The organism is Bradyrhizobium sp. 2S1 (genome assembly GCF_011516625.5).
In the GTDB taxonomy this organism is placed as follows: Bacteria; Pseudomonadota; Alphaproteobacteria; order Rhizobiales; family Xanthobacteraceae; genus Bradyrhizobium; species Bradyrhizobium septentrionale.
Genome location: NZ_CP147717.1, coordinates 2,349,127 through 2,373,835 on the forward strand (window position 1 = coordinate 2,349,127; position 24,709 = coordinate 2,373,835).

General features: G+C 64.8%; 22 protein-coding genes and 1 pseudogene. 21 read left to right on the top strand and 2 right to left on the bottom strand.

The annotated features are described in order from the left end of the window. Positions 1-232: 232 nt before the first annotated feature. The 3 genes and pseudogenes from HAP54_RS11100 (at position 233) to HAP54_RS11110 (ending at position 4,965) form a co-directional block, all read left to right on the top strand. Complete coding sequence (locus tag HAP54_RS11100) at positions 233-1,576, top strand: IS1380-like element ISBdi2 family transposase (protein ID WP_166299966.1); 1,344 nt, start codon at positions 233-235, stop codon at positions 1,574-1,576. Between the two features lie 344 nt (positions 1,577-1,920). Further along, positions 1,921-3,113, top strand: a pseudogene (locus tag HAP54_RS11105) (serine hydrolase domain-containing protein). 157 nt (positions 3,114-3,270) lie between these two features. After that, positions 3,271-4,965, top strand: coding sequence for an AMP-binding protein (locus HAP54_RS11110; RefSeq protein WP_166307684.1), 1,695 nt, complete (start codon positions 3,271-3,273; stop codon positions 4,963-4,965). 168 nt (positions 4,966-5,133) lie between these two features. Here HAP54_RS11110 and HAP54_RS11115 read toward each other — a convergent pair whose 3' ends face one another. Continuing rightward, the gene (locus HAP54_RS11115) at positions 5,134-6,135 is read right to left on the bottom strand and encodes an adenosine kinase (protein ID WP_166299967.1); all 1,002 of its coding nucleotides are present in this window, start codon (positions 6,133-6,135) and stop codon (positions 5,134-5,136) included. A gap of 242 nt (positions 6,136-6,377) precedes the next feature. On the opposite strand from HAP54_RS11115, the gene murJ reads away from it, so the two are divergent. From murJ to HAP54_RS11205, 18 genes are all read left to right on the top strand, one after another. Next, entirely contained in the window at positions 6,378-7,913 is a 1,536-nt protein-coding gene (murJ, locus tag HAP54_RS11120) for a murein biosynthesis integral membrane protein MurJ (RefSeq protein WP_166299968.1), read from the top strand. A gap of 66 nt (positions 7,914-7,979) precedes the next feature. Then, on the top strand, positions 7,980-9,032 hold the full coding sequence (gene trpS / locus HAP54_RS11125) for a tryptophan--tRNA ligase (protein WP_166299969.1): 1,053 nt from the start codon (positions 7,980-7,982) through the stop codon (positions 9,030-9,032). A 29-nt stretch (positions 9,033-9,061) separates the two neighbouring features. Further along, on the top strand, positions 9,062-9,457 hold the full coding sequence (locus tag HAP54_RS11130; protein ID WP_175619411.1) for a DUF2314 domain-containing protein: 396 nt from the start codon (positions 9,062-9,064) through the stop codon (positions 9,455-9,457). A gap of 121 nt (positions 9,458-9,578) precedes the next feature. After that, positions 9,579-10,922 (top strand): IS1380-like element ISBdi2 family transposase, encoded by a 1,344-nt coding sequence (locus tag HAP54_RS11135; RefSeq protein WP_166204320.1) that lies wholly within the window; start codon positions 9,579-9,581, stop codon positions 10,920-10,922. 329 nt (positions 10,923-11,251) lie between these two features. Then, the gene (locus HAP54_RS11140; protein ID WP_166299970.1) at positions 11,252-11,746 is read left to right on the top strand and encodes a universal stress protein; all 495 of its coding nucleotides are present in this window, start codon (positions 11,252-11,254) and stop codon (positions 11,744-11,746) included. 201 nt (positions 11,747-11,947) lie between these two features. Then, positions 11,948-12,517 (top strand): NifU family protein, encoded by a 570-nt coding sequence (locus HAP54_RS11145; protein ID WP_092120642.1) that lies wholly within the window; start codon positions 11,948-11,950, stop codon positions 12,515-12,517. A gap of 88 nt (positions 12,518-12,605) precedes the next feature. Further along, positions 12,606-13,301 carry a tRNA (adenosine(37)-N6)-threonylcarbamoyltransferase complex dimerization subunit type 1 TsaB gene (tsaB, locus tag HAP54_RS11150; RefSeq protein ID WP_166299971.1) on the top strand — a complete coding sequence of 232 codons (696 nt, stop codon included), beginning with the start codon at positions 12,606-12,608 and terminating at the stop codon, positions 13,299-13,301. Beyond that, a complete protein-coding gene (gene rimI / locus HAP54_RS11155; protein ID WP_166299973.1) occupies positions 13,298-13,783 on the top strand; it encodes a ribosomal protein S18-alanine N-acetyltransferase in 486 nt (161 codons plus the stop codon). The genes tsaB and rimI overlap by 4 nt, the downstream gene beginning before the upstream one ends. Before the next feature lie 66 nt (positions 13,784-13,849). Continuing rightward, positions 13,850-14,302 (top strand): Fur family transcriptional regulator, encoded by a 453-nt coding sequence (locus tag HAP54_RS11160; protein ID WP_029082423.1) that lies wholly within the window; start codon positions 13,850-13,852, stop codon positions 14,300-14,302. 5 nt (positions 14,303-14,307) lie between these two features. Continuing rightward, positions 14,308-14,991: an HAD family hydrolase gene (locus HAP54_RS11165; RefSeq protein ID WP_166299975.1), complete on the top strand. Its 684-nt coding sequence runs from the start codon at positions 14,308-14,310 to the stop codon at positions 14,989-14,991. A 180-nt stretch (positions 14,992-15,171) separates the two neighbouring features. Further along, positions 15,172-16,560: a tRNA (N6-isopentenyl adenosine(37)-C2)-methylthiotransferase MiaB gene (gene miaB / locus HAP54_RS11170; protein ID WP_166299977.1), complete on the top strand. Its 1,389-nt coding sequence runs from the start codon at positions 15,172-15,174 to the stop codon at positions 16,558-16,560. A gap of 65 nt (positions 16,561-16,625) precedes the next feature. Further along, a complete protein-coding gene (locus HAP54_RS11175) occupies positions 16,626-17,621 on the top strand; it encodes a PhoH family protein (RefSeq protein ID WP_224741298.1) in 996 nt (331 codons plus the stop codon). Positions 17,622-17,689: 68 nt separating this feature from the next. Continuing rightward, a complete protein-coding gene (gene ybeY / locus HAP54_RS11180; protein ID WP_029082427.1) occupies positions 17,690-18,187 on the top strand; it encodes an rRNA maturation RNase YbeY in 498 nt (165 codons plus the stop codon). A gap of 1 nt (position 18,188) precedes the next feature. Continuing rightward, positions 18,189-19,301: a hemolysin family protein gene (locus HAP54_RS11185; RefSeq protein ID WP_166299981.1), complete on the top strand. Its 1,113-nt coding sequence runs from the start codon at positions 18,189-18,191 to the stop codon at positions 19,299-19,301. Continuing rightward, on the top strand, positions 19,298-20,911 hold the full coding sequence (gene lnt, locus HAP54_RS11190; RefSeq protein ID WP_166299983.1) for an apolipoprotein N-acyltransferase: 1,614 nt from the start codon (positions 19,298-19,300) through the stop codon (positions 20,909-20,911). The genes HAP54_RS11185 and lnt overlap by 4 nt, the downstream gene beginning before the upstream one ends. Positions 20,912-21,172: 261 nt before the next feature. Then, the gene (locus HAP54_RS11195; protein ID WP_029082430.1) at positions 21,173-21,589 is read left to right on the top strand and encodes a helix-turn-helix domain-containing protein; all 417 of its coding nucleotides are present in this window, start codon (positions 21,173-21,175) and stop codon (positions 21,587-21,589) included. A gap of 189 nt (positions 21,590-21,778) precedes the next feature. Beyond that, entirely contained in the window at positions 21,779-22,900 is a 1,122-nt protein-coding gene (locus HAP54_RS11200) for a M20 family metallopeptidase (RefSeq protein WP_166299985.1), read from the top strand. After that, positions 22,897-23,631: a tRNA (guanine(46)-N(7))-methyltransferase TrmB gene (locus tag HAP54_RS11205; RefSeq protein WP_166299987.1), complete on the top strand. Its 735-nt coding sequence runs from the start codon at positions 22,897-22,899 to the stop codon at positions 23,629-23,631. Before HAP54_RS11200 ends, HAP54_RS11205 begins: the two co-directional genes overlap by 4 nt. Positions 23,632-23,637: 6 nt before the next feature. On the opposite strand, the gene HAP54_RS11210 is transcribed toward HAP54_RS11205, so the two are convergent. Then, entirely contained in the window at positions 23,638-24,477 is an 840-nt protein-coding gene (locus HAP54_RS11210; protein ID WP_166299989.1) for a phytanoyl-CoA dioxygenase family protein, read from the bottom strand. Positions 24,478-24,709: the final 232 nt, after the last annotated feature.

Below are 24,709 nucleotides of genomic sequence, written 5' to 3' on the forward strand. Positions count from 1 at the left end.
CTTGCGCGGAGTCCACCACAAAATCTGCGCGCGTGGTGAACATCCGTTAGCGTTTTCGAGCGAAGTGGACACCGGTTCGCGTGAAGAAAACGCGTCAAAACAAAAATCTAGCCCGTCTTATTCGTCAGAGTGCGCCTGAGAGGCTGGCGAGCGTGGTGTAAAGCGCTGATGCGGCGTAGGATTCGGTTGCAAAGCCAACCCCATCACCTCAACCGCGAACGCCAGGCCCGCCATGACCGATGATACGATTCTGCCCTTCTCGTTTCCAGCCGTTCACGCCAAGAAAGTCACAGCTGCCTTCGATGGCGGTCGGCTGACCTCGAACGGGGGCGTGATGCTTCTGGCGATGGCCGAGCGGCGTCTCGGCTTGGCCGACAATTTGGCCCGGGTGTTCCCGGATCGGCGCGATCCGACGCGGGTCGTGCACAGCCTTGTCGATATGTTCCGCGCGCGCATGTTCGCGATCTGCTGCGGCTACGAGGACGCCGACGACCTCGATCATCTGCGGTCCGATCCCGCATTCAAGCTGGCCTGCGGACGGCTGCCGGACACGGGTCGCGATCTGTGTTCCCAACCGACGCTGTCGCGGCTGGAGAATGCTCCGCGCCTGCGCGACGTGATCCGACTGACCTACACTTTGGTCGACGCATGGATGGATAGCTACCCGCGCGAGCCGGCATCCGTCACGCTCGACATCGATGATACCTGCGATGTCGTCCACGGCCATCAGCAGCTCTCGCTGTTCAACGCTCATTATGACGAACGCTGCTTCCTGCCGATCCACGTCTACGACACGGAGAAGAGCCGGCCCGTGGCGGTCGTGTTGCGGCCCGGCAAGACGCCGGGCGGCGTCGAGGTGCGTGCCCATCTGCGCCGCCTGATACGGCATATCCGGACGCGGTGGCACAACACGCGAATTACGTTCCGTGGCGACGGGCACTATGCCCGGCCGGAGGCAATGGCGTGGTGCGAGACCAACGGCATCGACTACATCTTCGGTCTGTCCGGCACCAAGCCGCTCGCCAGAAAACTCGACGAGGCCGCCGACGACATCCGCACGCGACGCGCCATCGAGAACCTGCCGGTTCTGCGTGGCTATACCGAGACGCGCCACAAGGCCAAGTCCTGGGATCGCGAACGGCGTACCGTCGCCCGTATTGAGGCGACGATGCTCGGCCTCGACATCCGTTTCGTCGTCACCAGCCTCGATGTCGGCTCGGCCGAGTGGATCTACGACAGCCTGTATTGCGCGCGCGGCCAAGCCAAGAATCTGATCAAGCTGCATAAGACACAGCTCGCCTCCGATCGCACCAGCTGCCGTTCGGCGCTCGCCAATCAAGTCCGCCTCGTTCTCCACACCGCCGCTTATTGGCTGATGCTGACCGTGCGCGACGCGATTCCCAAAGCCCGGGAATTGGCCACAGCCGAGTTCGCGACGCTGCGTCTTCGTCTCTTGAAACTCGCTGCCCGTGTCGTCGAGACCACGAGCCGCATTCGCCTTGCGTTTGCCGCGGCCTGTCCCGAAGCCGACCTGATCCGCGGCTTGCCAGGCGCGCTGCTGCCGCTCGGTCCTTGACCGGCGGGGCGTCCGCCCCCCGTTCGCCCAACCCATCCCTCAAGCGCGTTGCAAAGTACGGGTCGTCAGGCGGTGAAAAGCCGAAGGCAATCCCGCGCGCCTCGTCAGAGCAGATGTGCGGCCACATCAATCGGACTAAAAAAAGCACTCTCACGAATAGGACGGGCTAGAGCCCCGTTCCGATGCAATCGGAACGGAAAAGGCTCAAGGCAAGGCCGCCCGTCGCGGCTCCTGCCTTCACGACATCGCGACATCATCGCAGCGCGCCCGCCTTGCGGGAGCGGAAAAGCGGGAGGATGATCCGCCCACTTCAAAACAATAAACCCCACCGGAGGAAGCCCCCAATGCAAAGCAAGGCTCAGATCGATCAGGTATTGCGTCAGAAGAGCGAGGCAAAGGAGATTCCCGGCGTCGTCGCAATCGCGGCCACCGGCAAGGACGTGATCTACCAGGGCGCGTTCGGCAACCGCGACCTCTCCAAGAGCGATCCGATGACGGCGGACAGCGTGTTCTGGATCGCCTCGATGACCAAGGCGGTGACCTGCGCGGGCGCGATGCAACTGGTCGAGCAGGGCAAACTCTCGCTCGATGAGCCGATCGGCAAGCTGCTGCCCGATCTCGCCGCACCGCAGGTGCTGGAAGGCTTCGACGCCAAGGGCGAGCCAAAGCTGCGGCCGGCGAAAACGCCGATCACGCTGCGCCAACTCATGACCCACACCGCCGGCTTCTGCTACGACCTGTGGAACGCCGACATGGGCAATACATGGAAAAGACCGGCACGCCCGGGATCATCTCGTGCCTCAATGCCGCGCTGAAGACGCCGCTCGCCAACGAGCCCGGCACACGCTGGGAATATGGCATCAATATCGACTTCGTCGGCAAGGCCGTGGAGGCGGCGAGCGGCAAGAAGCTCGATGCGTATTTGCGTGACAACATGTTCGCGCCGCTCGGCATGAGCGAGACCGGCTTCAAGATTTCCGACGACATGCGCAAGCGGCTGGTCGGCATGCATGCGCGCGGCGAGGACGGCGCGCTGGCGGCAATCCCGTTCGAGCTCGAGCAGAACCCTGAATTCCACATGGGTGGCGGCGGCCTGTATTCGACCGCGGCCGACTACATCAAGTTCTGCCAGATGATCCTCAACAAGGGCAAAGGCAACGGCAACCAGCTGCTGAAGGCCGAGACTATCGCGGCCATGGGGCAGAACCAGATGGGCGACATCAATGTCGTCAAGATGACGACGGCGGCACCGCCCTACACCAACGACGTCGACCTCTATCCCGATCAGGTGAAGAAGTGGGGGCTGAGCTTCCTGATCAACACCGCCAAGACGCCGGAAGGCCGCAGCCCCGGCAGCCTCGCCTGGGCGGGCCTTGCCAACACCTATTACTGGATCGATCCGTCGCGCGACGTCTGCGGCGTGATCCTGACCCAGCTGCTGCCGTTCGCCGACAAGCACAGCCTGGAGGCCTTCGCAGGCTTCGAGAAGGGCATCTATGCCGGGCTCGACGCCGGCAGCGGACAGCGGGCGGCCTGAGGTTCCGATCAAGCAGCGGAAAATCCCTCCCCTCGCGGGGAGGGATTTTTCATGCCCGCCATAGGTCGGGCCTGTCCTGTCGGCGCCAAACGACTAAGATTGCACAAAAAAGTGCGGCTACACGAACACGAGGAGGACGATCTTGGCACCCGGGACCCTGGCACCCAAAGCAGACAGCTATGTCTGCGGCATTTCCGATACGCCGCTGCTCGGTGAAACCATCGGCCGCAGCCTCGACCGCGCACGGGTGCGCTGGGGCGACCGCGAGGCGCTGGTCTCGCCCAGCCACAATGTGCGCTGGACCTGGAACGAATTCGCCTGTCACGTCGAGGCACTGGCGGCAGGCTTCCTTGCGCTCGGGCTGACACGCGGCGAGCGGATCGGCATCTGGTCGCTGAACCGGCCGGAATGGACGCTGACGCAATTCGCCGCCGCGAAAGCCGGACTGATCCTCGTCACCATCAATCCGGCCTATCGGCTGAGTGAGCTCGAATTCGCGCTCGGCAAGGTCGGCTGCGCCGCGATCGTGACGGCGACAGCGTTCAAGACCTCTGCCTATATGGAGATGCTGAACACGCTGCTGCCCGAGCTTGCGTCATGGGAGCCCGGCCAGTTGCGATCGGTGCGGCTGCCGCAATTGCGCGCCGTGATCCAGATCGGCGGCCCGGCGGCACCAGGCACCATTCCGTTCGAGCAGGTGTCACAGATGGGCGGCGAGCGCCATCGCGAGCAGCTTGCGGCGCTCGGCGACAGCCTGCAGTTCGACGATCCGGTCAACATTCAATTCACCAGCGGCACCACGGGCTCACCGAAGGGCGTGACGCTGACCCACCACAACATCCTCAACAACGGCTATTTCACCGGCCGCGCCATGCGCCTGACCGAGCAGGACCGCATCTGCATTCCGGTGCCGCTCTATCACTGCTTCGGCATGGTGATGGGCAATCTCGCCTCGGTCACGCTCGGCACCACCATGGTCTACCCCGGCGAAGGTTTTGATCCGCTGGCGACGCTTGCGACGGTCGCGCAGGAGAAATGCACCACGCTGTACGGCGTGCCGACCATGTTCATCGCCGAGCTCGACCATCCGGACTTCGCGCGCTTCGATCTGTCGTCGCTGCGCACCGGCATCATGGCCGGCGCGCCCTGCCCGATCGAGGTGATGAAGCGCGTCAACACCGAGATGAACATGCGCGAGGTGACGATCGCCTACGGCATGACCGAAACCAGCCCGGTGAGTTTCCAGAGCGCGACCGACGATCCCCTGGAGCGCCGCGTCTCCACCGTCGGCCGCATCCATCCGCATGTCGAGGTCAAGGTCGTCGACCTCGACGGCAAGGTGGTGCCGCGCGGCGGACGCGGCGAGCTCTGCACCCGCGGCTACAGCATCATGCTCGGCTATTGGGACGAGAAGGAGAAGACCTCAGACGTGCTCGACGCCAATGGCTGGATGCACACCGGCGACCTCGCCGTGATCGACGACGAGGGCTATTGCAACATCGTCGGCCGAATCAAGGACATGGTTATCAGAGGCGGCGAGAACCTCTATCCGCGCGAGATCGAGGAATTCCTCTACCGTCACCCGAAGATCCAGGACGTGCAGATTTTCGGCGTCGCCGACCAGCGCTACGGCGAGGAATTGTGTGCCTGGGTCAGGGTCCGCCAAGGCGAGACGCTGACTGCCGACGAAGTCCGCGCCTTCTGCCAGGGCCAGATCGCCCACAACAAGATCCCGCGCTATGTCGAATTCGTCGAGGAATTCCCGATGACGGTGACCGGGAAGATCCAGAAATTCGTGATGCGCGATGCGGTGGAGAAGCGGCTCGGGCTGAAGGCGGCGAAGACGGCGTGATGTCTCTTCTCCCTCGCCCCGCTCTTGCGGGGAGAGGGTTGGGGTGAGGGGCCGCCTCCGCAAATTCGTAGGCAATGAGTACGCGGAAGCCCCCCTCACCCGGAACGCATCATGCGATGCGTTCCGGCCTCTCCCCGCAAGCGGGGCGAGGCAAGAAAAGATCGGCGCTTAAACCAGCAGCCCCTTCCCCTTCGCCAGATCCTTCAGCGACACCAGCGGCCGGGCGCCGATGTGCTGGATCACTTCGGCCGCCGCGAGCGCGCCGAGACGGCCGGCGTTCTCATGGCCGACATTGCGCACGAGACCGACCAGGAAGCCGGCGGCGAACAGGTCGCCGGCGCCGGTGGTGTCGACCAGTCTGTCGATCGGATAAGCCGGCGCTGACACGACGCCATCCTTCGACACGACAACGCAGCCCTTCTCGCTGCGGGTCACGACACCGAGCTTGGTGTCCTTGCCGAACTGTTTCAGCGCGGTGTCGAAGTCCGCGGTCTGGTACAGCGAGTGCAACTCGGACTCGTTGGAGAACACCAGGTCGACAATGCCCTTGCGCATCAGGTCGAGGAATTCGTCGCGGTAGCGGTCGACGCAGAACGAATCCGACAGCGTCAGCGCGACCTGGCGGCCGGCGCCATGCGCGATCGTTGCCGCCTTCACGAAGGCGTCCTTGGCGTTCTTCGGATCCCAGAGATAGCCTTCGAGATAGATGATGCCGGCGGCCGCGATCTGCGCCGGATCGATGTCGTCAGGCGTCAGGTCCTGCGCGGCGCCGAGATAGGTGTTCATGGTGCGCTCGCCGTCCGGCGTCACCAGGATGTAGGAGCAGCCGGTGGCCGGGCCGGTCTTGGCCGGCGTGGTGTCGAAAGTGACGCCGGCGGCGCGGATATCGTGGACATAGAGCCGGCCGATCTGATCGTCCTTGACCTTGCCGACATAGGCGGCGCGGGCGCCGAGATTGCCGACGCCGACGATGGTGTTGGCAGCCGAGCCGCCCGACATCTCGGTCGCCACGCCCATATCGCCGTAGATCGCGGTGGCGCGCGCTTCGTCGATCAGCTGCATCGAGCCCTTGGTCATGCCGTGACGGGCAAGGAATGCCTCGTCGGTCTGCACCAGCACGTCGAAGATCGCATTGCCGATCCCGAGAACGTCATATTTTGCGTCAGCCATAGACCTGCCCTGTGTTAACGCCACCCAACAAGAGCCGCGACCTATCACGTTAGGCCTTGGGGCAGCAAGCAGGGCTCGATGTTCCGTCATCCTGAGGTGCGAGCCTCTTCGGCGAGCCTCGAAGGATGAATCGGCCAGAGTGGGGCCGTGCATCCTTCGAGGCTCGCTACTCTCGCACCTCAGGATGACGGGGTTGGTAGAGTGCCGCTGGCAGCAGGGCCCGCGACTGATATAGATGCGCGATGTTCCGCTCCTTCCTCACCGTCTCCTCGGGAACGCTGGCGTCACGGCTGCTCGGCTTCGTGCGCGATTCCGTGATCGCGGCACTGCTTGGCGCGGGTCCGGTGGCGGATGCGTTCCTGGCGGCGTTTCAGCTCGTCAATGTGGTGCGGCGGCTGTTGTCCGAGGGTGGGCTGAATGCTGCGCTGGTGCCGGCCTGGCTCAAGGTTCGCGATAGCGATGGTGACGCGATGGCGCGCGCCTTTGCCGACCGCGTGCTCGGCACGATCAGCGCCGCGGTGATCGCGGCCGCGCTGGTGATCGGCGTCGTGATGCCGCTTGTGATCGCGGCGATCGCGCCCGGATTTGTCGGCCGCGACACGCTGCAATTGGCCGTCGACGCCGCCAGGCTGATGCTGCCCTATCTCGCCTTCGCCGGCCCGGTCACCGTGATGATGGCGCTGCTCAACGCGCAGGGGCGCTTTGCGCTGACCGCGTTCTCGCCGCTGTTGTTCAACATCGCGCTGATTTCAGTGATGGCCGTGCTGCTGGTGCGGCAACAGGAGCCGGTGCAGGCCGCGCTGGTGATGGCGGCAACCATCGGCGTCGCCGGCTTCCTGCAGCTCTCGATGCTGGCGCTGCGCGGCGCAAAACTCGCCTCGCCGCTCCGCATCTCCTTCGATCCCGACATGCGCGGCTTTCTCGGCCGCGCGATCCCCGGCATGGTCGCGAGCAGCGCGCCGCAATGGCTCATGGTGGCCGGCGCTGTGATCGCATCGACCTCGCCGTCGGCGGTGTCCTGGCTCTATTTCGCCAACCGCCTGCTCGAGCTGCCGCTCGGCATTGTCGGCGTCGCCATGGGCAGCGTGCTGATCCCGGAGATGACGCGCGCCGTGCGCAGCGGCGAACCCATCGCAATCGCGCATGCCGAATCGCGCGCGCTCGAGCTTGCGGCCGGGCTGGCGCTGCCGGCGACGCTCGGCCTGACGGTGCTGAGCGGCCCGATCGTGCGGATGCTGTTCGAGCATGGCGCATTCACCGCAGAGGATACCGCGGCCACCGCGCAGGCCCTGATCTGGCTGACGCTCGCACTGCCGGCGCACGTGCTGGTGAAGGCGCTGTCGCCGGCGTTCTTTGCGCGCGAGGACACGCTGACGCCGCTGTTGGCGACGCTGAAGGCCATCGTGGTCGCGATCGCGGCCGCCTTCCTGTTCGGCCATATCTTCGGGGCGAGCGGAATTGCCGCGGGCATTGCGCTCGGCGCCTGGAGCAATGCGCTGGCGCTGATCCGCAAGGGCGCCGCGAGCTTCGGCTTCTCGATCGACGCCGATGCGCGCCGCCGGCTGCCGCGCATCCTGGGCGCGGCGCTTGCGATGGGCGTGCTGCTGTGGCTCGCGGCGGGTGCCCTGCCGGCGGGCAGCCACGGTTTGGTGCAGGCGGCCACCCTCCTCACCCTGATCGCGGCCGGCATCGCCGGTTACGGGCTGTTCTTGCAGCTTTTCGGCGTCACCGGCTGGCGCGAGGCGGTTAACGCCGTCAGGCAAAGGCGTCCCGCCTGACTTGCGCACGCGGGGCTTAAATGGCAAACGACGCCGCAAAGCCGACCATTTCCGGGAATCGAGACCATGGCGTTCGTTGAACGGGTTTTCTCAGGCGTCCAGCCGACGGGCAATCTGCACCTCGGCAACTATCTCGGCGCCATCGTCAACTTCGTGAAGATGCAGCAGACCCATAACTGCATCTATTGCGTCGTCGACATGCATGCGATCACGCAGGGCGTCGAGGTCTGGGGCGGCCCGGCCGAGCTCGCGCGCAACACCCGCGAGGTGACCGCGGCCTTCATCGCCTCGGGTATCGATGCCAAGAAGCACATCGTGTTCAACCAGAGCCAGATCGCCGGCCATGCCGAGCTCACCTGGATCTTCAACTGCGTCGCCCGGATCGGCTGGCTGAACCGCATGACGCAGTTCAAGGAGAAGGCCGGCAAGGACCGCGAGAACGCCTCCATCGGCCTCTACGATTATCCGGTGCTGATGGCCGCCGACATCCTGCTGTACCGCGCGACCCATGTGCCGGTCGGCGAAGACCAGAAGCAGCATCTGGAGCTGTCGCGGGATATCGCGCAGAAATTCAACAACGACTTCGCGGATTCGATCCGCGGCCACGGCTTTGCCGACGGCCTGCTCTTCCCGCAGCCCGAGCCGCTGATCACGGGGCCAGCGACGCGGGTGATGAGCCTGCGCGACGGCACCAAGAAGATGTCGAAATCGGACGCCTCGGACAATTCGCGCATCAACCTCACCGACGACGCCGATACCATCGCGCAGAAGATCCGCAAGGCGAAGACCGATCCGGAGCCGCTGCCGTCGGAGGAAAAGGGCCTGGAGCCGCGGCCCGAGGCCGACAATCTGGTCGGCATTTATGCCGCGCTCGCCGGCGTCTCCAAGCAGGAGGTGCTGACGCAGTTCGGCGGCGGGCAATTCTCCAGCTTCAAGAACGCGCTGGTCGAGGTGTGCGTCGCAAAACTGGCGCCGATCGCCTCCGAGATGAAGAAGCTGGTGGCCGATCCCGGCCATGTCGACGCGGTGCTGGCCGACGGCGCCAACCGCGCCCGCGGCATCGCCGACGAGACGATGCGCATCACCAAGGACATCGTCGGCTTCATCCGTCCGCGCTAGGGAGAGCGTTCAACGAACGCTGTAGGTTCGTGAGGACACCCGATTACGTCAGAGACGGCTGGTGTCTTGAAGATGGCGAGGAATACCATCGCGCGGCTCCGGCAACCTTTCACATCCCGGATCTGGCGCTGCGGCGCCTTCTCCAGCCTGGCGACCTCGCCAAGTTGATCTTCAAGATCGCCGTCGAGGGTGACGAACACGGGGCCGTGGAGCGAATGTGGGTGATCGTCCGCGAACGTACCCCGACCGGCTATATCGGGATGCTGGACAACCAGCCCAACTCGATCGCAGAAAACGATCAATTCTGGCTCGGAACCGAGTTGCCGTTCGAGTATCGGCACATCATTGCGGTCGCCCACGCCGATGATGCCAGTGTCGCACTTGCGAAGGCGCCCGCTCCTATCCCGTGGGATCGCGCAAGCTAGCCCGTCTTATTCGTCAGAGTGCGCCTGAGAGGCTGGCGAGCGTGGTGTAAAGCGCTGATGCGGCGTAGGATTCGGTTGCAAAGCCAACCCCATCACCTCAACCGCGAACGCCAGGCCCGCCATGACCGATGATACGATTCTGCCCTTCTCGTTTCCAGCCGTTCACGCCAAGAAAGTCACAGCTGCCTTCGATGGCGGTCGGCTGACCTCGAACGGGGGCGTGATGCTTCTGGCGATGGCCGAGCGGCGTCTCGGCTTGGCCGACAATTTGGCCCGGGTGTTCCCGGATCGGCGCGATCCGACGCGGGTCGTGCACAGCCTTGTCGATATGTTCCGCGCGCGCATGTTCGCGATCTGTTGCGGCTACGAGGACGCCGACGACCTCGATCATCTGCGGTCCGATCCCGCATTCAAGCTGGCCTGCGGACGGCTGCCGGACACGGGTCGCGATCTGTGTTCCCAACCGACGCTGTCGCGGCTGGAGAATGCTCCGCGCCTGCGCGACGTGATCCGACTGACCTACACTTTGGTCGACGCATGGATGGATAGCTACCCGCGCGAGCCGGCATCCGTCACGCTCGACATCGATGATACCTGCGATGTCGTCCACGGCCATCAGCAGCTCTCGCTGTTCAACGCTCATTATGACGAACGCTGCTTCCTGCCGATCCACGTCTACGACACGGAGAAGAGCCGGCCCGTGGCGGTCGTGTTGCGGCCCGGCAAGACGCCGGGCGGCGTCGAGGTGCGTGCCCATCTGCGCCGCCTGATACGGCATATCCGGACGCGGTGGCACAACACGCGAATTACGTTCCGTGGCGACGGGCACTATGCCCGGCCGGAGGCAATGGCGTGGTGCGAGACCAACGGCATCGACTACATCTTCGGTCTGTCCGGCACCAAGCCGCTCGCCAGAAAACTCGACGAGGCCGCCGACGACATCCGCACGCGACGCGCCATCGAGAACCTGCCGGTTCTGCGTGGCTATACCGAGACGCGCCACAAGGCCAAGTCCTGGGATCGCGAACGGCGTACCGTCGCCCGTATTGAGGCGACGATGCTCGGCCTCGACATCCGTTTCGTCGTCACCAGCCTCGATGTCGGCTCGGCCGAGTGGATCTACGACAGCCTGTATTGCGCGCGCGGCCAAGCCGAGAATCTGATCAAGCTGCATAAGACACAGCTCGCCTCCGATCGCACCAGCTGCCGTTCGGCGCTCGCCAATCAAGTCCGCCTCGTTCTCCACACCGCCGCTTATTGGCTGATGCTGACCGTGCGCGACGCGATTCCCAAAGCCCGGGAATTGGCCACAGCCGAGTTCGCGACGCTGCGTCTTCGTCTCTTGAAACTCGCTGCCCGTGTCGTCGAGACCACGAGCCGCATTCGCCTTGCGTTTGCCGCGGCATGTCCCGAAGCCGACCTGATCCGCGGCTTGCCAGGCGCGCTGCTGCCTCTCGGTCCTTGACCGGCGGGGCGTCCGCCCCCCGTTCGCCCAACCTACACCTCAAGCGCGTTGCAAAGTACGGGTCGGTCAGGCGGTGAAAAGCCGAAGGCAATCCCGCGCGCCTCGTCAGAGCAGATGTGCGGCCACATCAATCGGACTAAAAAAAGCACTCTCACGAATAGGACGGGCTAGAACGCGCTCCGACGCTGCAACGCCGCTTGTCGGAAACGGCCGCGCCGTGGCACCATGGGCCTTGTTTGAGCATGATCTGGTTCGGAAAACCGCTTCACACTTTTCGCTGACGCGGCCTCCGGCTCCGGATCATGCTCGTGGCCAGCACCGGGAGATGCATGACCACCCAGCGACGAAGCTACGAGACAGGTCACAAGCCGAAATGCCTCGTCATCGTTGACGACACGGCGGAATGGGATCGCGCGGTCTATTACGCCAGCCGGTGGGCCATCCGGGTCGGCGGCAGCGTCCTGATGCTGCGGGTGATCGAGACCGAGGACCAGAACCAGCAATGGCTCGGGGTGGCGGACATCATGCGCGCGGAGGCCGAGGAGGCCGCCAACGAGGCGCTCGACCGCGCCGCCGGCCGCGCCAACGGGATCGCCGCGATCACCCCGGAGCGGGTGATTCGGGAGGGCGACCCGACCGAGCAGATCCTCGACGTGATCGACAAGGACGTCGATATCGCGATGCTGGTGCTGGCGGCCAATCCGGGCGCCGAGGGGCCCGGGCCGATCATCACCACCATGGCCAAGACCATGGGAGCGTTCCCGATCCCGGTGACCATCGTGCCCGGCGGCCTGACCGACGCCGAGATCGACGCCCTGTCCTAGCGTTATCGGACCCGAAACCGCTCCAGAGCATGGATGCGGGCCCGGAACCGCGGTTTTGCGGCTTGATCGCGGGCTTTTTAATTGCCATCTGACTCCTTGATTTGACGCGTTTTCTTCACGCGAACCGGTACCAATTCGCTCGAAAACGCTATAACGGAACCCAACGCGCCGGCCTTGAACCGGCGACGCCGGAGACAGCAAATGTTCATCCAGACCGAAGCCACGCCCAATCCCGCCACCCTGAAGTTCATTCCGGGCCGCACGGTGCTCGACAGCGGCACCATGGAATTCTCATCGCCGGAATCCGCCGCGCGCTCGCCGCTCGCCGAACGGCTGTTCGCCGTTTCCGGCGTCACCGGCGTGTTCTACGGCGCCGACTTCGTCACCGTGACGAAGGCGGACGGCGACTGGCAGCACCTCAAGCCCGCGATCCTCGGCGCCATCATGGAGCACTACATGTCCGGCGCGCCGCTGCTCGCCGACGGCACCGCTGGCAGCGACGACGCGCGCGACGAGGAAGACGAGTTCTTCGACGAGGCAGACGCCGAGACCGTCGAGCAGATCAAGGACCTGATCGAGACCCGCGTGCGTCCCGCGGTCGCCAATGACGGCGGCGACATCACCTTCCGCGGCTTCAAGGACGGCATCGTCTATCTCAACATGAAGGGCTCCTGCGCCGGCTGCCCCTCATCGACCGCAACCCTGCAACACGGCATCCAGAACCTGCTCCGGCACTTCGTGCCCGACGTGCAGGAAGTCCGGCCGATGTGATGGAGCGGCGAATGGCGCGTTGCGAATGGCAAATAGCGTTCTCCTGTAATTGCCAATTCGCCATTCCCTATTCGCTATTCGCCCTCCCATGATGATTCTCGCGATCGATACCGCGCTCGACGCCTGCTCCGCGGCGGTGCTCGACACCACCTCAGGCAATACCATCGCCATCGAATCCCAGGCGATGCAGCGCGGCCATGCCGAGGCGCTGATGCCGCTGATCGCTCGGGTGATGAAAGAGAGCGGCATCGGCTTTGCAGGGCTTGACCGCATCGCCGTCACCACCGGCCCCGGCAGTTTCACAGGCCTCCGCGTCGGCCTCTCGGCAGCGCGTGGCCTCGCGCTGTCAGCGGAAAAGCCGGCGGTCGGGCTGTCGACGCTCGCGGCCTACGCCGCGCCCGTGGTTGCCGAGAATGGCGAGCACGCGATCCTGTCGGCGATCGATGCGCGGCACGACCACGTCTATTTCCAGCTGGTGGGCGGCGACGGCAGCTTGATGCTCAAGCCAAAGGTTGCGCCGATCGCGGAAGCGCTCGAGGCCGCACAGTTCGGCGCGCTGCATCTGGTCGGCAACGCCGCCAATATCCTTGCCGAGCGCTGGCCTGCGGACGCCACGCCGCCGGTCAAGGTCGACAGGCAGCCAGCGCCTGACATTACCTGGGTTGCCTGGGTCGGCGCGGCCGTCGATCCCGACACTGCACCACCGCGGCCGTTCTATCTGCGCGCACCCGACGCGAAGCCGCCGAAGGATCGCCTCGAAGTCAGCACGCCGCCATCGACATGACCGGCTGGCTGTCACGATGGTGGGGCGGCGGCACGCCCGCGGTCGAGCCCGCATCCCTGCGTGACGCGGCGCGGCTCGCGCAATTGCACGGCGCGTCGTTTCACCGCGGCTGGGGCGAAGGCGAATTCGAGGCGATGCTGACCGAGCGCAACACGCTGGTGCACCGGCTGCGGCAGGGGCGCAAGGTGATCGGCTTTGCCGTGTCGCGGATGGCGGCGGACGAAGCGGAAATCCTGTCGATTGCGATCGATTCCAATCAGCGCGGGCGCGGCCTGTCGCGCGACCTGCTCTTGACCCATCTCGGCCACCTTGCCGGCCGCGGCATCCGCACCATCTTCCTCGAGGTGGAAGAGAACAATCAGCCGGCGCGGCGGCTCTATGAAAGGGCCGGATTCGGCGTGATCGGCCGCCGCGAACGCTATTACAAGCAGCCCGGCGGGGAACATTTGAACGCGCTTCTGATGCGGCGCGACTTGTCGTAACATCCGCGCGATGGCAGAAAAGGCCCCGCTCTGCCACCCAAGGTTTGAAGAATACGGCCGAAACCCATGACCACGGTGAAAATCCCGCCCGCGCATAAAAATACCGGCATCGAGGCGCGCTGCGCCGCGACCGGTATGCGCATGACCGAACAGCGCCGCGTGATTGCGCGGGTGCTGGCGGAGGCCATGGATCACCCTGATGTCGAGGAGCTGTACCGTCGCTGCGTCGCGGTCGACGACAAGATCTCGATCTCGACGGTCTATCGCACCGTCAAGCTGTTCGAGGACGCCGGCATCATCGAGCGTCACGACTTCCGCGAGGGCCGCGCGCGCTACGAGCAGATGCCCGAGAGCCATCACGACCACCTGATCAACCTGCGCGACGGCAAGGTGATCGAGTTCACCTCCGAGGAAATCGAGAAGCTGCAGGCCGAGATCGCGCGCAAGCTCGGCTACAAGCTGGTCGATCACCGTCTCGAGCTTTATTGCGTCCCGCTCGACGAAGACAGCAAGTCGTAAACCGGGTGGGCTTCGATCTCGTCATCTTCGATTGCGACGGCGTGCTGGTCGACAGCGAGGTGATCTCCTGTCGTGCGCATGCGGAAACGCTGACCCGTCACGGCTTTCCGATCACGCCGGATGGCGTGCTGAAGCGTTTCCTCGGCGTCTCCGACCGCGAGGCACGGCGGATCGTGGAGAGTGAAATCGGCCGTGCGTTGCCCGACACCTTCGAGGCCGAGGTCAAGCATGCGACACTCAGTCTCTATGCCGACGATCTCAGCGCCATCGCGCATGTCGGCGACGCGATCGCCGCGCTCGATTTGCCGAAATGCGTGGCGTCGAGCGGCACGCCGGAAAAGATCCATCACGGCCTGACCTGCGCCGGGCTCTACGACCAGCTCGCGCCGCATATCTTCTCCGCCACGCAGGTCAAACGCGGCAAGCCAGCGCCCGATCTCTTCCTGTTCGCGGCCGCCCAGATGGGCGCGAGCCCTTCGCGCTGCGTCGTGATCGAGGACAGCGTGGCCGGCGTCACCGGCGCCCGCGCCGCCGGGATGACCGTGCTCGGTTTCCACGGCGGCAGCCATTGCACGGCTGATCATGAGGACCTGCTGCGTCAGGCCGGCGCCGCCGTCACATTCGCCGATATGCGCCAATTGCCCGATTTGATCGCTAGAATCGGGGCTGAAGTCCAGATCGCCGGCTGAGCCCACTCCGTCATTCCGGGGCGCGACCGTAGGGAGCGAACCCGGAATCTCGAGATTCCGGGTCTGGTCCTTCGGACCATCCCGGAATGACGGGTTGGACCGCTGGCTTTTCGCCGGTTTAGGCTATATTTCAGCCCCGGCGCCCCGACGGCGCCGTTTCCTTTCCGCATTCAGGGTTCCATGACGACGCCGCGCAAGCTGCACATCAAGTCCTATGGCTGCCAGATGAACGTCTACGATGCGCAGCGCATGGTGGACACGCTGGCCAGCGAGGGCTTTGTCGAGACCGCGAGCGCTGACGACGCCGACCTCGTGATCCTCAACACCTGCCACATTCGCGAGAAGGCGTCGGAGAAGGTCTATTCCGAGCTTGGGCGGCTCAGGGTCGCCAAGGATGAGGCCGCGCGCCAGGGCCGCGAGATGAAGATCGCGGTTGCCGGCTGCGTCGCGCAGGCCGAGGGCGCCGAGATCATCCATCGTGCGCCGACCGTCGACATCGTGGTCGGGCCGCAGAGCTATCATCATCTGCCCGCACTGCTGAAGCGCGCCAAACAAAACGGCCGCGCGCTGGAAACCGAATTCCCGGTCGAGGACAAGTTCGGCTTCCTGCCGCAGCCGAAGCCGGAGGCGATCCGCGCCCGCGGCATCTCCGCCTTCGTCACGGTGCAGGAAGGTTGCGACAAGTTCTGCACCTTCTGCGTGGTGCCCTATACGCGCGGCGCGGAAGTCTCGCGTCCGGTCGCCAGGATCATCGACGACGTCAAGCAGCTCGCCGACAACGGCGTGCGCGAATTCACGCTGATCGGACAAAACGTCAACGCCTATCACGGCGAGGGTCCCGATGGCCGCGTCTGGCCGCTCGGCAAATTGTTGCAGCGGCTCGCCACCATTCCCGGCGTCACACGGCTGCGCTATTCGACCAGCCATCCCCGCGACGTCGACGACGAACTGATCGCGGCACATCGCGATTTGCCCGAGCTGATGCCGTTCGTGCACCTGCCGGTGCAATCGGGGGCGGACCGTATCCTCGCGGCCATGAACCGCAAACATACCGCCGATGACTACCGGCGTGTCATCGACCGGTTCCGTGCCGCGCGGCAAGACATTGCTTTTTCATCAGATTTTATCGTGGGCTTCCCCGGAGAGACTGAGGAAGAATTTTCCGCCACTCTCGCGCTTGTCACGCAAATCGGGTACGCTGCGGCATATTCATTCAAGTATTCGCCACGGCCGGGCACGCCGGCGGCGGAGATGCGGGAGACGGTGTCAGCAGCCGAGATGGACGAACGCTTGGGGCGGCTTCAGGAACTGATCGACAGCCAGCAGTCGGCCTTCAACCGGGCCGCGATCGGCACGACGGTGGAAGTGCTGTTCGAGCGCGCCGCGCGCAATCCGGGCCAGATCGTCGGCCGTACCGCCTATTTGCAGCCCGCCCACGTGATGGCATCGCCCGACATTATCGGCCAGGTCCGCTCCGTGAGGATCGACAGCCTCGAGCGTTACAGCCTGATCGGCGAGCTGGCGACGACAGCCGCACCAAATTTCATTTCGCAGACCATTGGAGCCTGAAATCCTTGCCCAAAAGCGCATCGGATTCGCCTTCGCTTGCTCCCAGCCGCAAACCTGACCGCGACATGCAAATTCCACCTGAGACCCAGGTCGTCATCGATTTCGACGACAACCGCGCCGCATCCGGACTGGTCGGCCCCTACGGACAGAATCTGGCGCTGATCGAGCGGCGGCTCGGCGTCGTGGTCGATTCCCGCGGCAATCACCTCACCATCGCAGGCTCCCGCGACGGCTGCGACGCCGCGCGGCGCGTGCTCGAGACGCTCTATGCGCAGGCCGTCGAGGGCCACGATCTCGATCAGGGCGAGGTCGAAGGCGCGATCCGCGCCGTGATCGCACAGGGATCGTTGTTCGAGTTCGACAACAAGACCGCCAAGCCGACATTCGAGACCATCAATCTGCGCAAGCGTCCGGTGCGCGCCCGCACCGCGGCGCAGGACTCCTACATCCGCGCGCTGAAGCGGCACGAGCTGGTGTTCGGCGTCGGTCCGGCCGGCACCGGCAAGACCTGGCTCGCGGTCGCTCATGCGGCGCAATTGTTCGAGCGCAAGGAGGTCGATCGCATCATCCTGACCCGGCCCGCGGTCGAGGCCGGCGAGCGGCTCGGCTTCCTGCCCGGCGACCTCAAGGAGAAAGTCGATCCGTATCTGCGCCCGATCTACGACGCGCTGTACGATCTGATGGATGCCCGCGTGGTCGAACGCGCGCTGCAGGGCAACGAGATCGAGATCGCGCCGCTCGCCTTCATGCGCGGCCGCACCCTGACCAATGCCGCCATCATCCTCGACGAGGCGCAGAACACCACGACGATGCAGATGAAGATGTTCTTGACACGTCTTGGCGAGAACAGCCGGATGATCGTCACCGGCGACCCGTCGCAGGTCGACCTGCCGCATGGCCAGGCTTCGGGGCTCACGGAAGCCGTGAAGCTGCTCGATGGCGTCGAGGGCATTGCCCAGGTGCATTTCAAGGCCGAGGACGTCATCCGCCATGAATTGGTGGCGCGCATCGTGGCCGCCTATGAGGGATTGCCGCAAAAGCCGGCAAACGCCAGATCTTGAGACCAATAGCTTCGGCCGCGAGCCCGCACGACGCGGGTTCCGGCCATAACGCAGATTTTGAAACGACCGTGTCTGCTCTTCCTGCAACCGAGGTTCTCGTCACCGCCGACTGCTGGCAGGCCGAGCCCGACGCCGACGCGGTGATCCATCGCGCGATCGAGGCTGCCGCCGCGATCGCCGATGCCGATGTCGCAGACGCCGAGCTTGCAGTGATGCTGACCGACGACGCCGGCATCCGCACGCTGAACGCCAACTGGCGCAGCATCGACAAGCCGACCAACGTGCTGTCGTTTCCGGCGCTGCAGCCCGAAGGCGCCGGCGGCGAGGACGATGCCCCGCGGATGCTCGGCGATATCGCGATCGCCTACGAGACGACGCGGCGGGAGGCCGATGAAGAACAGAAACCGTTCGACCATCATTTGAGCCATCTCGCGGTGCATGGCTTCCTGCATCTGATCGGTTACGACCACGAGAACGACGACGATGCCGAGGACATGGAGGCGCTCGAGCGCGAGATCCTCTCCTCTCTCGGCATTCCCGACCCCTATGCGGATCGGACCGCCTGACATGCCGGATTCCGAACCAACGCACGACAATCCGCGCAACGTGGGCAACCTGCCCGCCGTCGTGCACGAAGGCGAGGTGCAGCGTCCCGCCGCCGAAGGCTGGCTGGTGCGCGCGATTCGCACGCTGTTCGGCTGGAAGGCCGGCTCGGTGCGCGACGACCTGCAGGTGGTGCTCGACGCCTCGACGCCCGACGATGTCGGCTTCTCGGCGATCGAGCGCACGATGCTGCGCAACATCCTGTCGCTGAACGAGCGGCGGATCGCCGACGTCATGGTGCACCGCGCCGACATCGTCGCAGTCAAGCGCGACATTCCGCTCGGCGAATTGATGAGCCTGTTCGAGAGCGCGGCGCATTCGCGGCTCGTCGTCTACAACGAAACCCTCGACGATCCCGAGGGTATGGTGCACATCCGCGATTTGCTCGCCTTCATGACCGCGAAGGCGCGGGTCACCGATGCGACCAAGACGCGGCGCAAGAAGCCGTTCCCGGCGGGCCTCGACCTGCGCACGGTCGATCTCGCGTTGCCGCTGGCGGACGCCAATATCATCCGCAAGCTGCTCTACATCCCGCCGTCGATGCGCGCGATCGACCTCTTGGCGCAGATGCAGGCCTCGCGCATCCATCTCGCGCTGGTGGTCGACGAATATGGCGGCACCGACGGGCTGGTGTCGATCGAGGATATCGTCGAGCAGATCGTCGGCGAGATCGACGACGAGCACGATTCGGACGAGCCGCCGTCGATCGTTCGCCAGGCCGACAACTCCTTCATCGCCGACGCGCGCGCCAGCCTCGACGATGTCCGCTCGGTGATCGGCGAGGATTTCGTGATCGGCGAGGCCGGCGAGGAGGTCGAGACGCTCGGCGGCTATCTGGTGTCGTTCGTCGGCCGCCTGCCGGTGCGCGGCGAGGTGATCTCGGGGCCCGGCAATTACGAGGTCGAGGTGCTCGACGCCGATCCGCGGCGGGTCAAACGGGTGCGAATCAGCGCGCGCAAGGAGCGGCCGACGCCGCGCAAGGAGCGCGAGCGGCGCCGCGAGCAGACCCCGGACTCCGGAACGCCACAGGCGAATGACAATTTGCCGCCGCCCGGCGAGGGAGCCGGACCGCAGTGAGGCTCTCCGACCGGCTCCGATCGATCGGCCTTGCGGTCATCCTGACCTGGGGGTGGAAGCGCGCCGTCCTCGCGCTCACGGCCGGCGCGTTGTCGTCGCTGGCGATGGCGCCGTTCAACGCCTGGCCGGTTCTTTTTTTGACCTTCTCCATCGCGGTCTGGCTGATCGACGGCGCTGCTGCCGGACGCTGGCGCGGCGTGCCCGCGGCGGCGCTGTCCGGCTTCTGGTTCGGCCTCGGCTATTTCGTGCCGGGCCTGTACTGGATCGGCTATGCGTTCTTCGTCGATGCGCAGACCTTCGCCTGGCTGACGCCGTTCGCCGTGCTCGGCCTGCCGGCCTATCTCGCGTTGTTCACCGCCTTCGGTTTCGCGCTGGCGCGGCTGATCTGGCCGCGCGACGCCTCGCGCGTGCTGGCGCTCGCGATCAGCCTGACGATATCGGAGTGGCTGCGCGGTCATCTCCTGAGCGGCTTTCCGTGGAATGCGTTCGGCTACGCGCTGACCGAACCATTGGCGCTCGCCCAGACCGCGTCGCTGATCGGGTTGTGGGGCATGACGTTCCTGGCGGTCGCAATCTTCGCAAGCCCGGCCGTGCTGATCGACGGCGCCTCACGGGGCCGCAAGCCGTGGCGCGCACCGGTCGCAGCCGTGCTTGTTCTGGCGGCGATGCTGGCGTTCGGCGCGGTCCGCCTCACGCAGGAGCCGACCAGGATGGTCGACGGCGTCAAGCTCCGCATCATGCAGCCCGATTTGCAGCAGGACGCCAAGTTCAACTACTCCGCCAAGGCGGCGGTGATGCAGAAATATCTCACACTGTCGGATCGGGCCTCGGGGCCGCACTCCACAGGCGTGAGCGATTCCACCATCCTGATCTGGCCGGAATCCGCGTTTCCGTTCTTCCTGACCAAGGAAGCCGATGCGATGGCGCAGATTGCCGACCTGCTGCCAAAGGGAACCGTGCTGATCACGGGTTCGGTGCGTGCGCCCGATCTGCCGCCCGGCGTCCGCGTCACGCGCGCCTACAATTCGATCTACGTCATCGACTATGATGGCAGCGTGCTCGCGGTCTACGACAAGCTGCATCTGGTGCCGTTCGGCGAATATCTGCCGTTCCAGGACTGGATGGAGAAGCTCGGCTTCGAGCAGCTGACCAAGATGCAGGGCGGCTACATTCCGGGCACCATCCGCCGGACCCTCGACATTCCGAATGCGCCACGCGCTTTGCCCCTGATCTGCTACGAGGCGATCTTTCCCGGCAATGTGGTGAGCCGCGATGACCGTCCCGGCTGGATCGTCAATGTCACAAATGACGGCTGGTTCGGAATCTCGACCGGCCCCTATCAGCACCTGCAGCAGGCCCGGCTGCGCTCGATCGAGGAAGGCCTGCCGATGGTGCGTGCCGCCAATACGGGCGTCTCGGCCATCATCGACCCGGTTGGCCGGATCGTCGCGCAGCTTGGGCTCGGCATCGAAGGCGTGCTCGATGCCGGCCTGCCCACGGCCCTGCCGCCGACGATCTATGCGCGCATCGGGAACACCCCCGCCGCTGTGATTGTGATCACAGCGCTGGCGTTCGTGCTGCGGCGCCGTTTTGTGAGGCGAAAAGCCTGACCACGCATATCGGCAGTTGTCGCCGAACCCGAAAAAGTGTCGAAATTTACCTCAGCGCGATTCCACCAGTTGACAGATCGACCGTGCACTTCGCATTGTACGGGTCCACGCGAAATCACAAGCCAAGTCAGCCCCTTTGCGCAAATTGTCCGCATTTCGTCCCGATCCTCCTTGCAGGATTTGACGGCACCGGCGCCTGAGGCATACTCCACTTCCAACTTGCCTCAGCCACGGGCGCGCAATCCCTTAGGAGAGTTGGAAATGTCCACCAAAGCGCCCAATCCTGTTGACAAATATGTCGGCAGCCGCGTCCGCATGCGACGCATCATGCTCGGCATGAGTCAGGAGAAACTGGGCGAGGCGTTAGGGCTGACGTTCCAGCAGGTGCAGAAATACGAGAAGGGCACCAACCGCGTTGGCGCCAGCCGGCTGCAGCAGATCTCCGAAATCCTGCAGGTGCCGGTCTCCTTCCTGTTCGACGGCGGCCCAAGTGGCGTCAGGACCGAGAACGGCTTCAGCGAGGGCGCCTCGCCGAGCTATGTCTCCGATTTTCTGGCAACCGCAGAGGGCCTGGCCCTGACCCGCGCCTTCACGCGCATCGCCGACGCCAAGCTCCGCCGCAGCATCGTCGAGCTGGTGGAGCAGATCGCGGCGCGCGAGGCGTCCGAACAGGCCTGATCCGGCCATATCCGTTTGAGAGATCGTCAAATCTGGAATATGTCATTCCGGCGCACGCTAAGGCGCGATCAGTCGTCGCGCCTTAGCTCGTTGTTTGAGCACGGTCTTTCAGAAAACCGCTTCGCAGTTTTCCGGATCATGCTCGCGTGCGCTGAATGACAAAGCGAATTCACAGGCAGCAACAACAACATGTCCAGCAACCCGTTCGAAACCACGTCGATTCTCGACGGCATTCGCCGCTGGGTCGAGATCGAGTCTCCGACGGAGCGGCCGGATCAGGTCAACAGACTGGCTGATCTCGTGGCCTCTGAATATCGCGACCTGCCGGCCACCGTCGAGCGCATTGCCGGACGTGACGGCTGCGGCGATCATTTGGTCGCACGCTCGTCCTGGGGGCAGGACGCACCTGGCATTCTGGTGCTGAGCCATCTCGATACAGTTCATCCGATGGGATTCATCGACCGGTTACCATTCAAGATCGAAGGCGACAGCGCGTTCGGCCCCGGCATCTACGACATGAAGGGCGGTGCCTATCTCGCCTATCATGCGTTCCGGCAGATTTGCGCCGCTGACGCGCGCCCGCTCGGCATCACCCAGCTCTACGTCTCGGACGAAGAGATCGGCAGCCCGACCTCGCGGGCGCTGATCGAGGCCGAGGGCCGCAAGGCCAAATATGTGCTGGTGACCGAGCCCGCGCGGGACGGCGGCAAGATCGTCACCGGACGCAAGGGCGTCGCGCGCTTCGACGTGCATATCAAGGGCGCACCGGCGCATGCCGGCACGCGCCCCGAGGACGGCCGCAGCGCGATCCGGGAGCTCGGCCACGTGATCCTGGCGCTGGAGGCGATGAACGATCTCAAGCGCGGCATCACCGTCAATGTCGGCGTCGTCCGCGGCGGCACCAAGCCGAACGTGATCGCCGAGGAGGCCTATGCGGAAGTCGATCTGCGCGTGCCGACCATCGCCGACGCCGACGAGCTGGTGCCGAAGATCCTCGGAATCACCTCGCGCACCGAGGGCGTCGGCGTGAAGGTGACAGGCGAATTGAACCGTCCGCCCTACGAGAAGAGCAACGCCGGCGCCGCGCTTTACGAACATGCCAGGGAGCTTGCCGCCGAACTCGGCTTCGAGCTGCTCGATGTCTTCACCGGCGGCGGCTCCGACGGCAATTTCACCGCGCCGCATACCGCAACGCTCGACGGTCTCGGCGTCGACGGCAAGGGCGCGCATATCCACTACGAGCAGCTCTATGTCTCGTCGATCGAGCCGCGCGCGCGGCTGCTCCACCGCCTCTATCAAACGCTGCGATGATATCTGCGCCTGACGACAATGATCGTGATCCATCCGACGACGGCGCGATGGCACATTCGCGCGGCTCGTTCTTCGGGCGGCGCAAGGGTCACAAGCTGCGCGCGCACCAGGCCGACCTGATCGACACGCTACTGCCGCATCTGGCAGTCGACATCTCGGCTCCCGCGCCTGAAACGCTGACCGAATTGTTCGATGACGGGATCGGGGATGTCAGGCTCGAGATCGGCTTCGGCGGCGGCGAGCATCTGATCGCGGAAGCGCAGGCATTTCCGGCGACGGGCTTCGTCGGCTGCGAGCCCTATGTCAACGGCATGGCGAAGATCCTGACCCAGATCGAGGCGCAGAATGTCGGCAACATCCGCCTGTTCGCCGGCGACGCGGCCGAGCTGTTGGCCTGGGCACCGCCACGCGCGCTGGCGCGCATCGACCTGATCCATCCCGATCCCTGGCCGAAGCGGCGGCACTGGAAGCGGCGCTTCGTGCAGGATGCAACGGTCGCTGCAATGACACGATTGCTGCCGCCGGGCGGCGAATTCCGCTTCGTCAGCGACATCGACGATTATTGCGCCTGGACGCTCGCACATCTGATGCGCTCGCCCGACTTTGCCTGGCTCGCCGAGCGTGCGATCGACTGGCAGCAGCCTTGGCCCAACTACACGATGACGCGCTACGGCGCCAAGGCCGAGCGCGAAGGGCGCAAGGCGGCGTATCTGCGATTTCGCAGACTCTGACGCGGACTATTGGTTGGCCAGCCGCGCCTTCCTGACGTCGGTCGCCTCCCACACCATGCGCTTGCCGCGCTCGCGACCGAGCAGCTCGATCGGATCGTGATTGTCGATGTGGCCGAACTGGCCCTTGTAGACGCTGTAGCCGCACAATTCCTGCAGGCGGCGCGGAAAGCGCGCCGCGGTCTCGCGCGGAATCCCGAGCTGCAAATTTTCCTGCTGCCGCATCCAGCCCCAGCAATAGGCGCAGGAGAACGCAAAGCGCCTGGCGTCGCTGGCGTTGGCGCCGCCGCCGTGCCACAGCGCGCTGTCGAACAGCATTACGCTGCCTTCAGGCATCGTCGCGGTGACGGCGTCGTAATCCTTGCCGTATTCCGGCGACGAATCGAATGTGTGGCTGCGCGGAACGATCCGCGTCGCGCCGTTGTCATCGCGGAAATCCGACAGTGCCCAGATCGCATTGATCGTGATCGGAATGTGCGGCCGCGGCAGCGGGATCAACTGGGTGTCTTCATGAATCGGCTGCGCCTCCTGGCCCGGACCGAGCACCAGCGAGCAGAACGACGACAGCAGGCATTCCTTGTCCAGCACGCGTTCGACCACCGGCAGCACGTTCTCATGCAGCGGCACCTCCCAGAACAGATCGTCATAGGTCAGGAGGTTGTTGATGCGCAGCGTCTTGAAGCCCTCGAACGACGTCCTGGCGGGTGCGAGATTGTGCTCGCTCTCGATCCGCAGCACCGCCGCTTTCAATCCCTCGACCAGCTCCGGCGAGGCGGCGCGCTCGATCACCGTGTATCCGTCGTCGCGGATCCGCGCGGCGTGCGATTGGATGTCGGCGTCCGTCAGCATGGCGATCTCCCAATTGGCACTGTGTCGCGCCTTGCCGAAAGCATAGCGGAACGCTTTGCGTTTGCGAGGTGTTTTGCTGGTACCGTCACCCTGAGGAGGCCGCAACGCGGCCGTCTCGATGGGTCGACGGCCCGACTGTGGCCGTGCATCCTTCGAGACGCGCGCAAAAGCGCGCTCCTCCAACGACAACGGCAAAGCCGTTGCGCGGGGATGACGGAATCAAGAGCTTGTT

Excerpts from the sequence above, each read along its gene's own strand:
- HAP54_RS11100 (WP_166299966.1), top strand. The coding sequence starts at position 233 with ATGACCGATGATACGATTCTGCCCTTCTCGTTTCCAGCCGTTCACGCC.
- HAP54_RS11115 (WP_166299967.1), bottom strand. The coding sequence starts at position 6,135 with ATGGCTGACGCAAAATATGACGTTCTCGGGATCGGCAATGCGATCTTC.
- murJ (WP_166299968.1), top strand. The coding sequence starts at position 6,378 with ATGTTCCGCTCCTTCCTCACCGTCTCCTCGGGAACGCTGGCGTCACGG.
- trpS (WP_166299969.1), top strand. The coding sequence starts at position 7,980 with ATGGCGTTCGTTGAACGGGTTTTCTCAGGCGTCCAGCCGACGGGCAAT.
- HAP54_RS11135 (WP_166204320.1), top strand. The coding sequence starts at position 9,579 with ATGACCGATGATACGATTCTGCCCTTCTCGTTTCCAGCCGTTCACGCC.
- HAP54_RS11140 (WP_166299970.1), top strand. The coding sequence starts at position 11,252 with ATGACCACCCAGCGACGAAGCTACGAGACAGGTCACAAGCCGAAATGC.
- HAP54_RS11145 (WP_092120642.1), top strand. The coding sequence starts at position 11,948 with ATGTTCATCCAGACCGAAGCCACGCCCAATCCCGCCACCCTGAAGTTC.
- tsaB (WP_166299971.1), top strand. The coding sequence starts at position 12,606 with ATGATGATTCTCGCGATCGATACCGCGCTCGACGCCTGCTCCGCGGCG.
- rimI (WP_166299973.1), top strand. The coding sequence starts at position 13,298 with ATGACCGGCTGGCTGTCACGATGGTGGGGCGGCGGCACGCCCGCGGTC.
- HAP54_RS11160 (WP_029082423.1), top strand. The coding sequence starts at position 13,850 with ATGACCACGGTGAAAATCCCGCCCGCGCATAAAAATACCGGCATCGAG.
- miaB (WP_166299977.1), top strand. The coding sequence starts at position 15,172 with ATGACGACGCCGCGCAAGCTGCACATCAAGTCCTATGGCTGCCAGATG.
- HAP54_RS11175 (WP_224741298.1), top strand. The coding sequence starts at position 16,626 with ATGCAAATTCCACCTGAGACCCAGGTCGTCATCGATTTCGACGACAAC.
- HAP54_RS11185 (WP_166299981.1), top strand. The coding sequence starts at position 18,189 with ATGCCGGATTCCGAACCAACGCACGACAATCCGCGCAACGTGGGCAAC.
- HAP54_RS11195 (WP_029082430.1), top strand. The coding sequence starts at position 21,173 with ATGTCCACCAAAGCGCCCAATCCTGTTGACAAATATGTCGGCAGCCGC.
- HAP54_RS11200 (WP_166299985.1), top strand. The coding sequence starts at position 21,779 with ATGTCCAGCAACCCGTTCGAAACCACGTCGATTCTCGACGGCATTCGC.
- HAP54_RS11205 (WP_166299987.1), top strand. The coding sequence starts at position 22,897 with ATGATATCTGCGCCTGACGACAATGATCGTGATCCATCCGACGACGGC.
- HAP54_RS11210 (WP_166299989.1), bottom strand. The coding sequence starts at position 24,477 with ATGCTGACGGACGCCGACATCCAATCGCACGCCGCGCGGATCCGCGAC.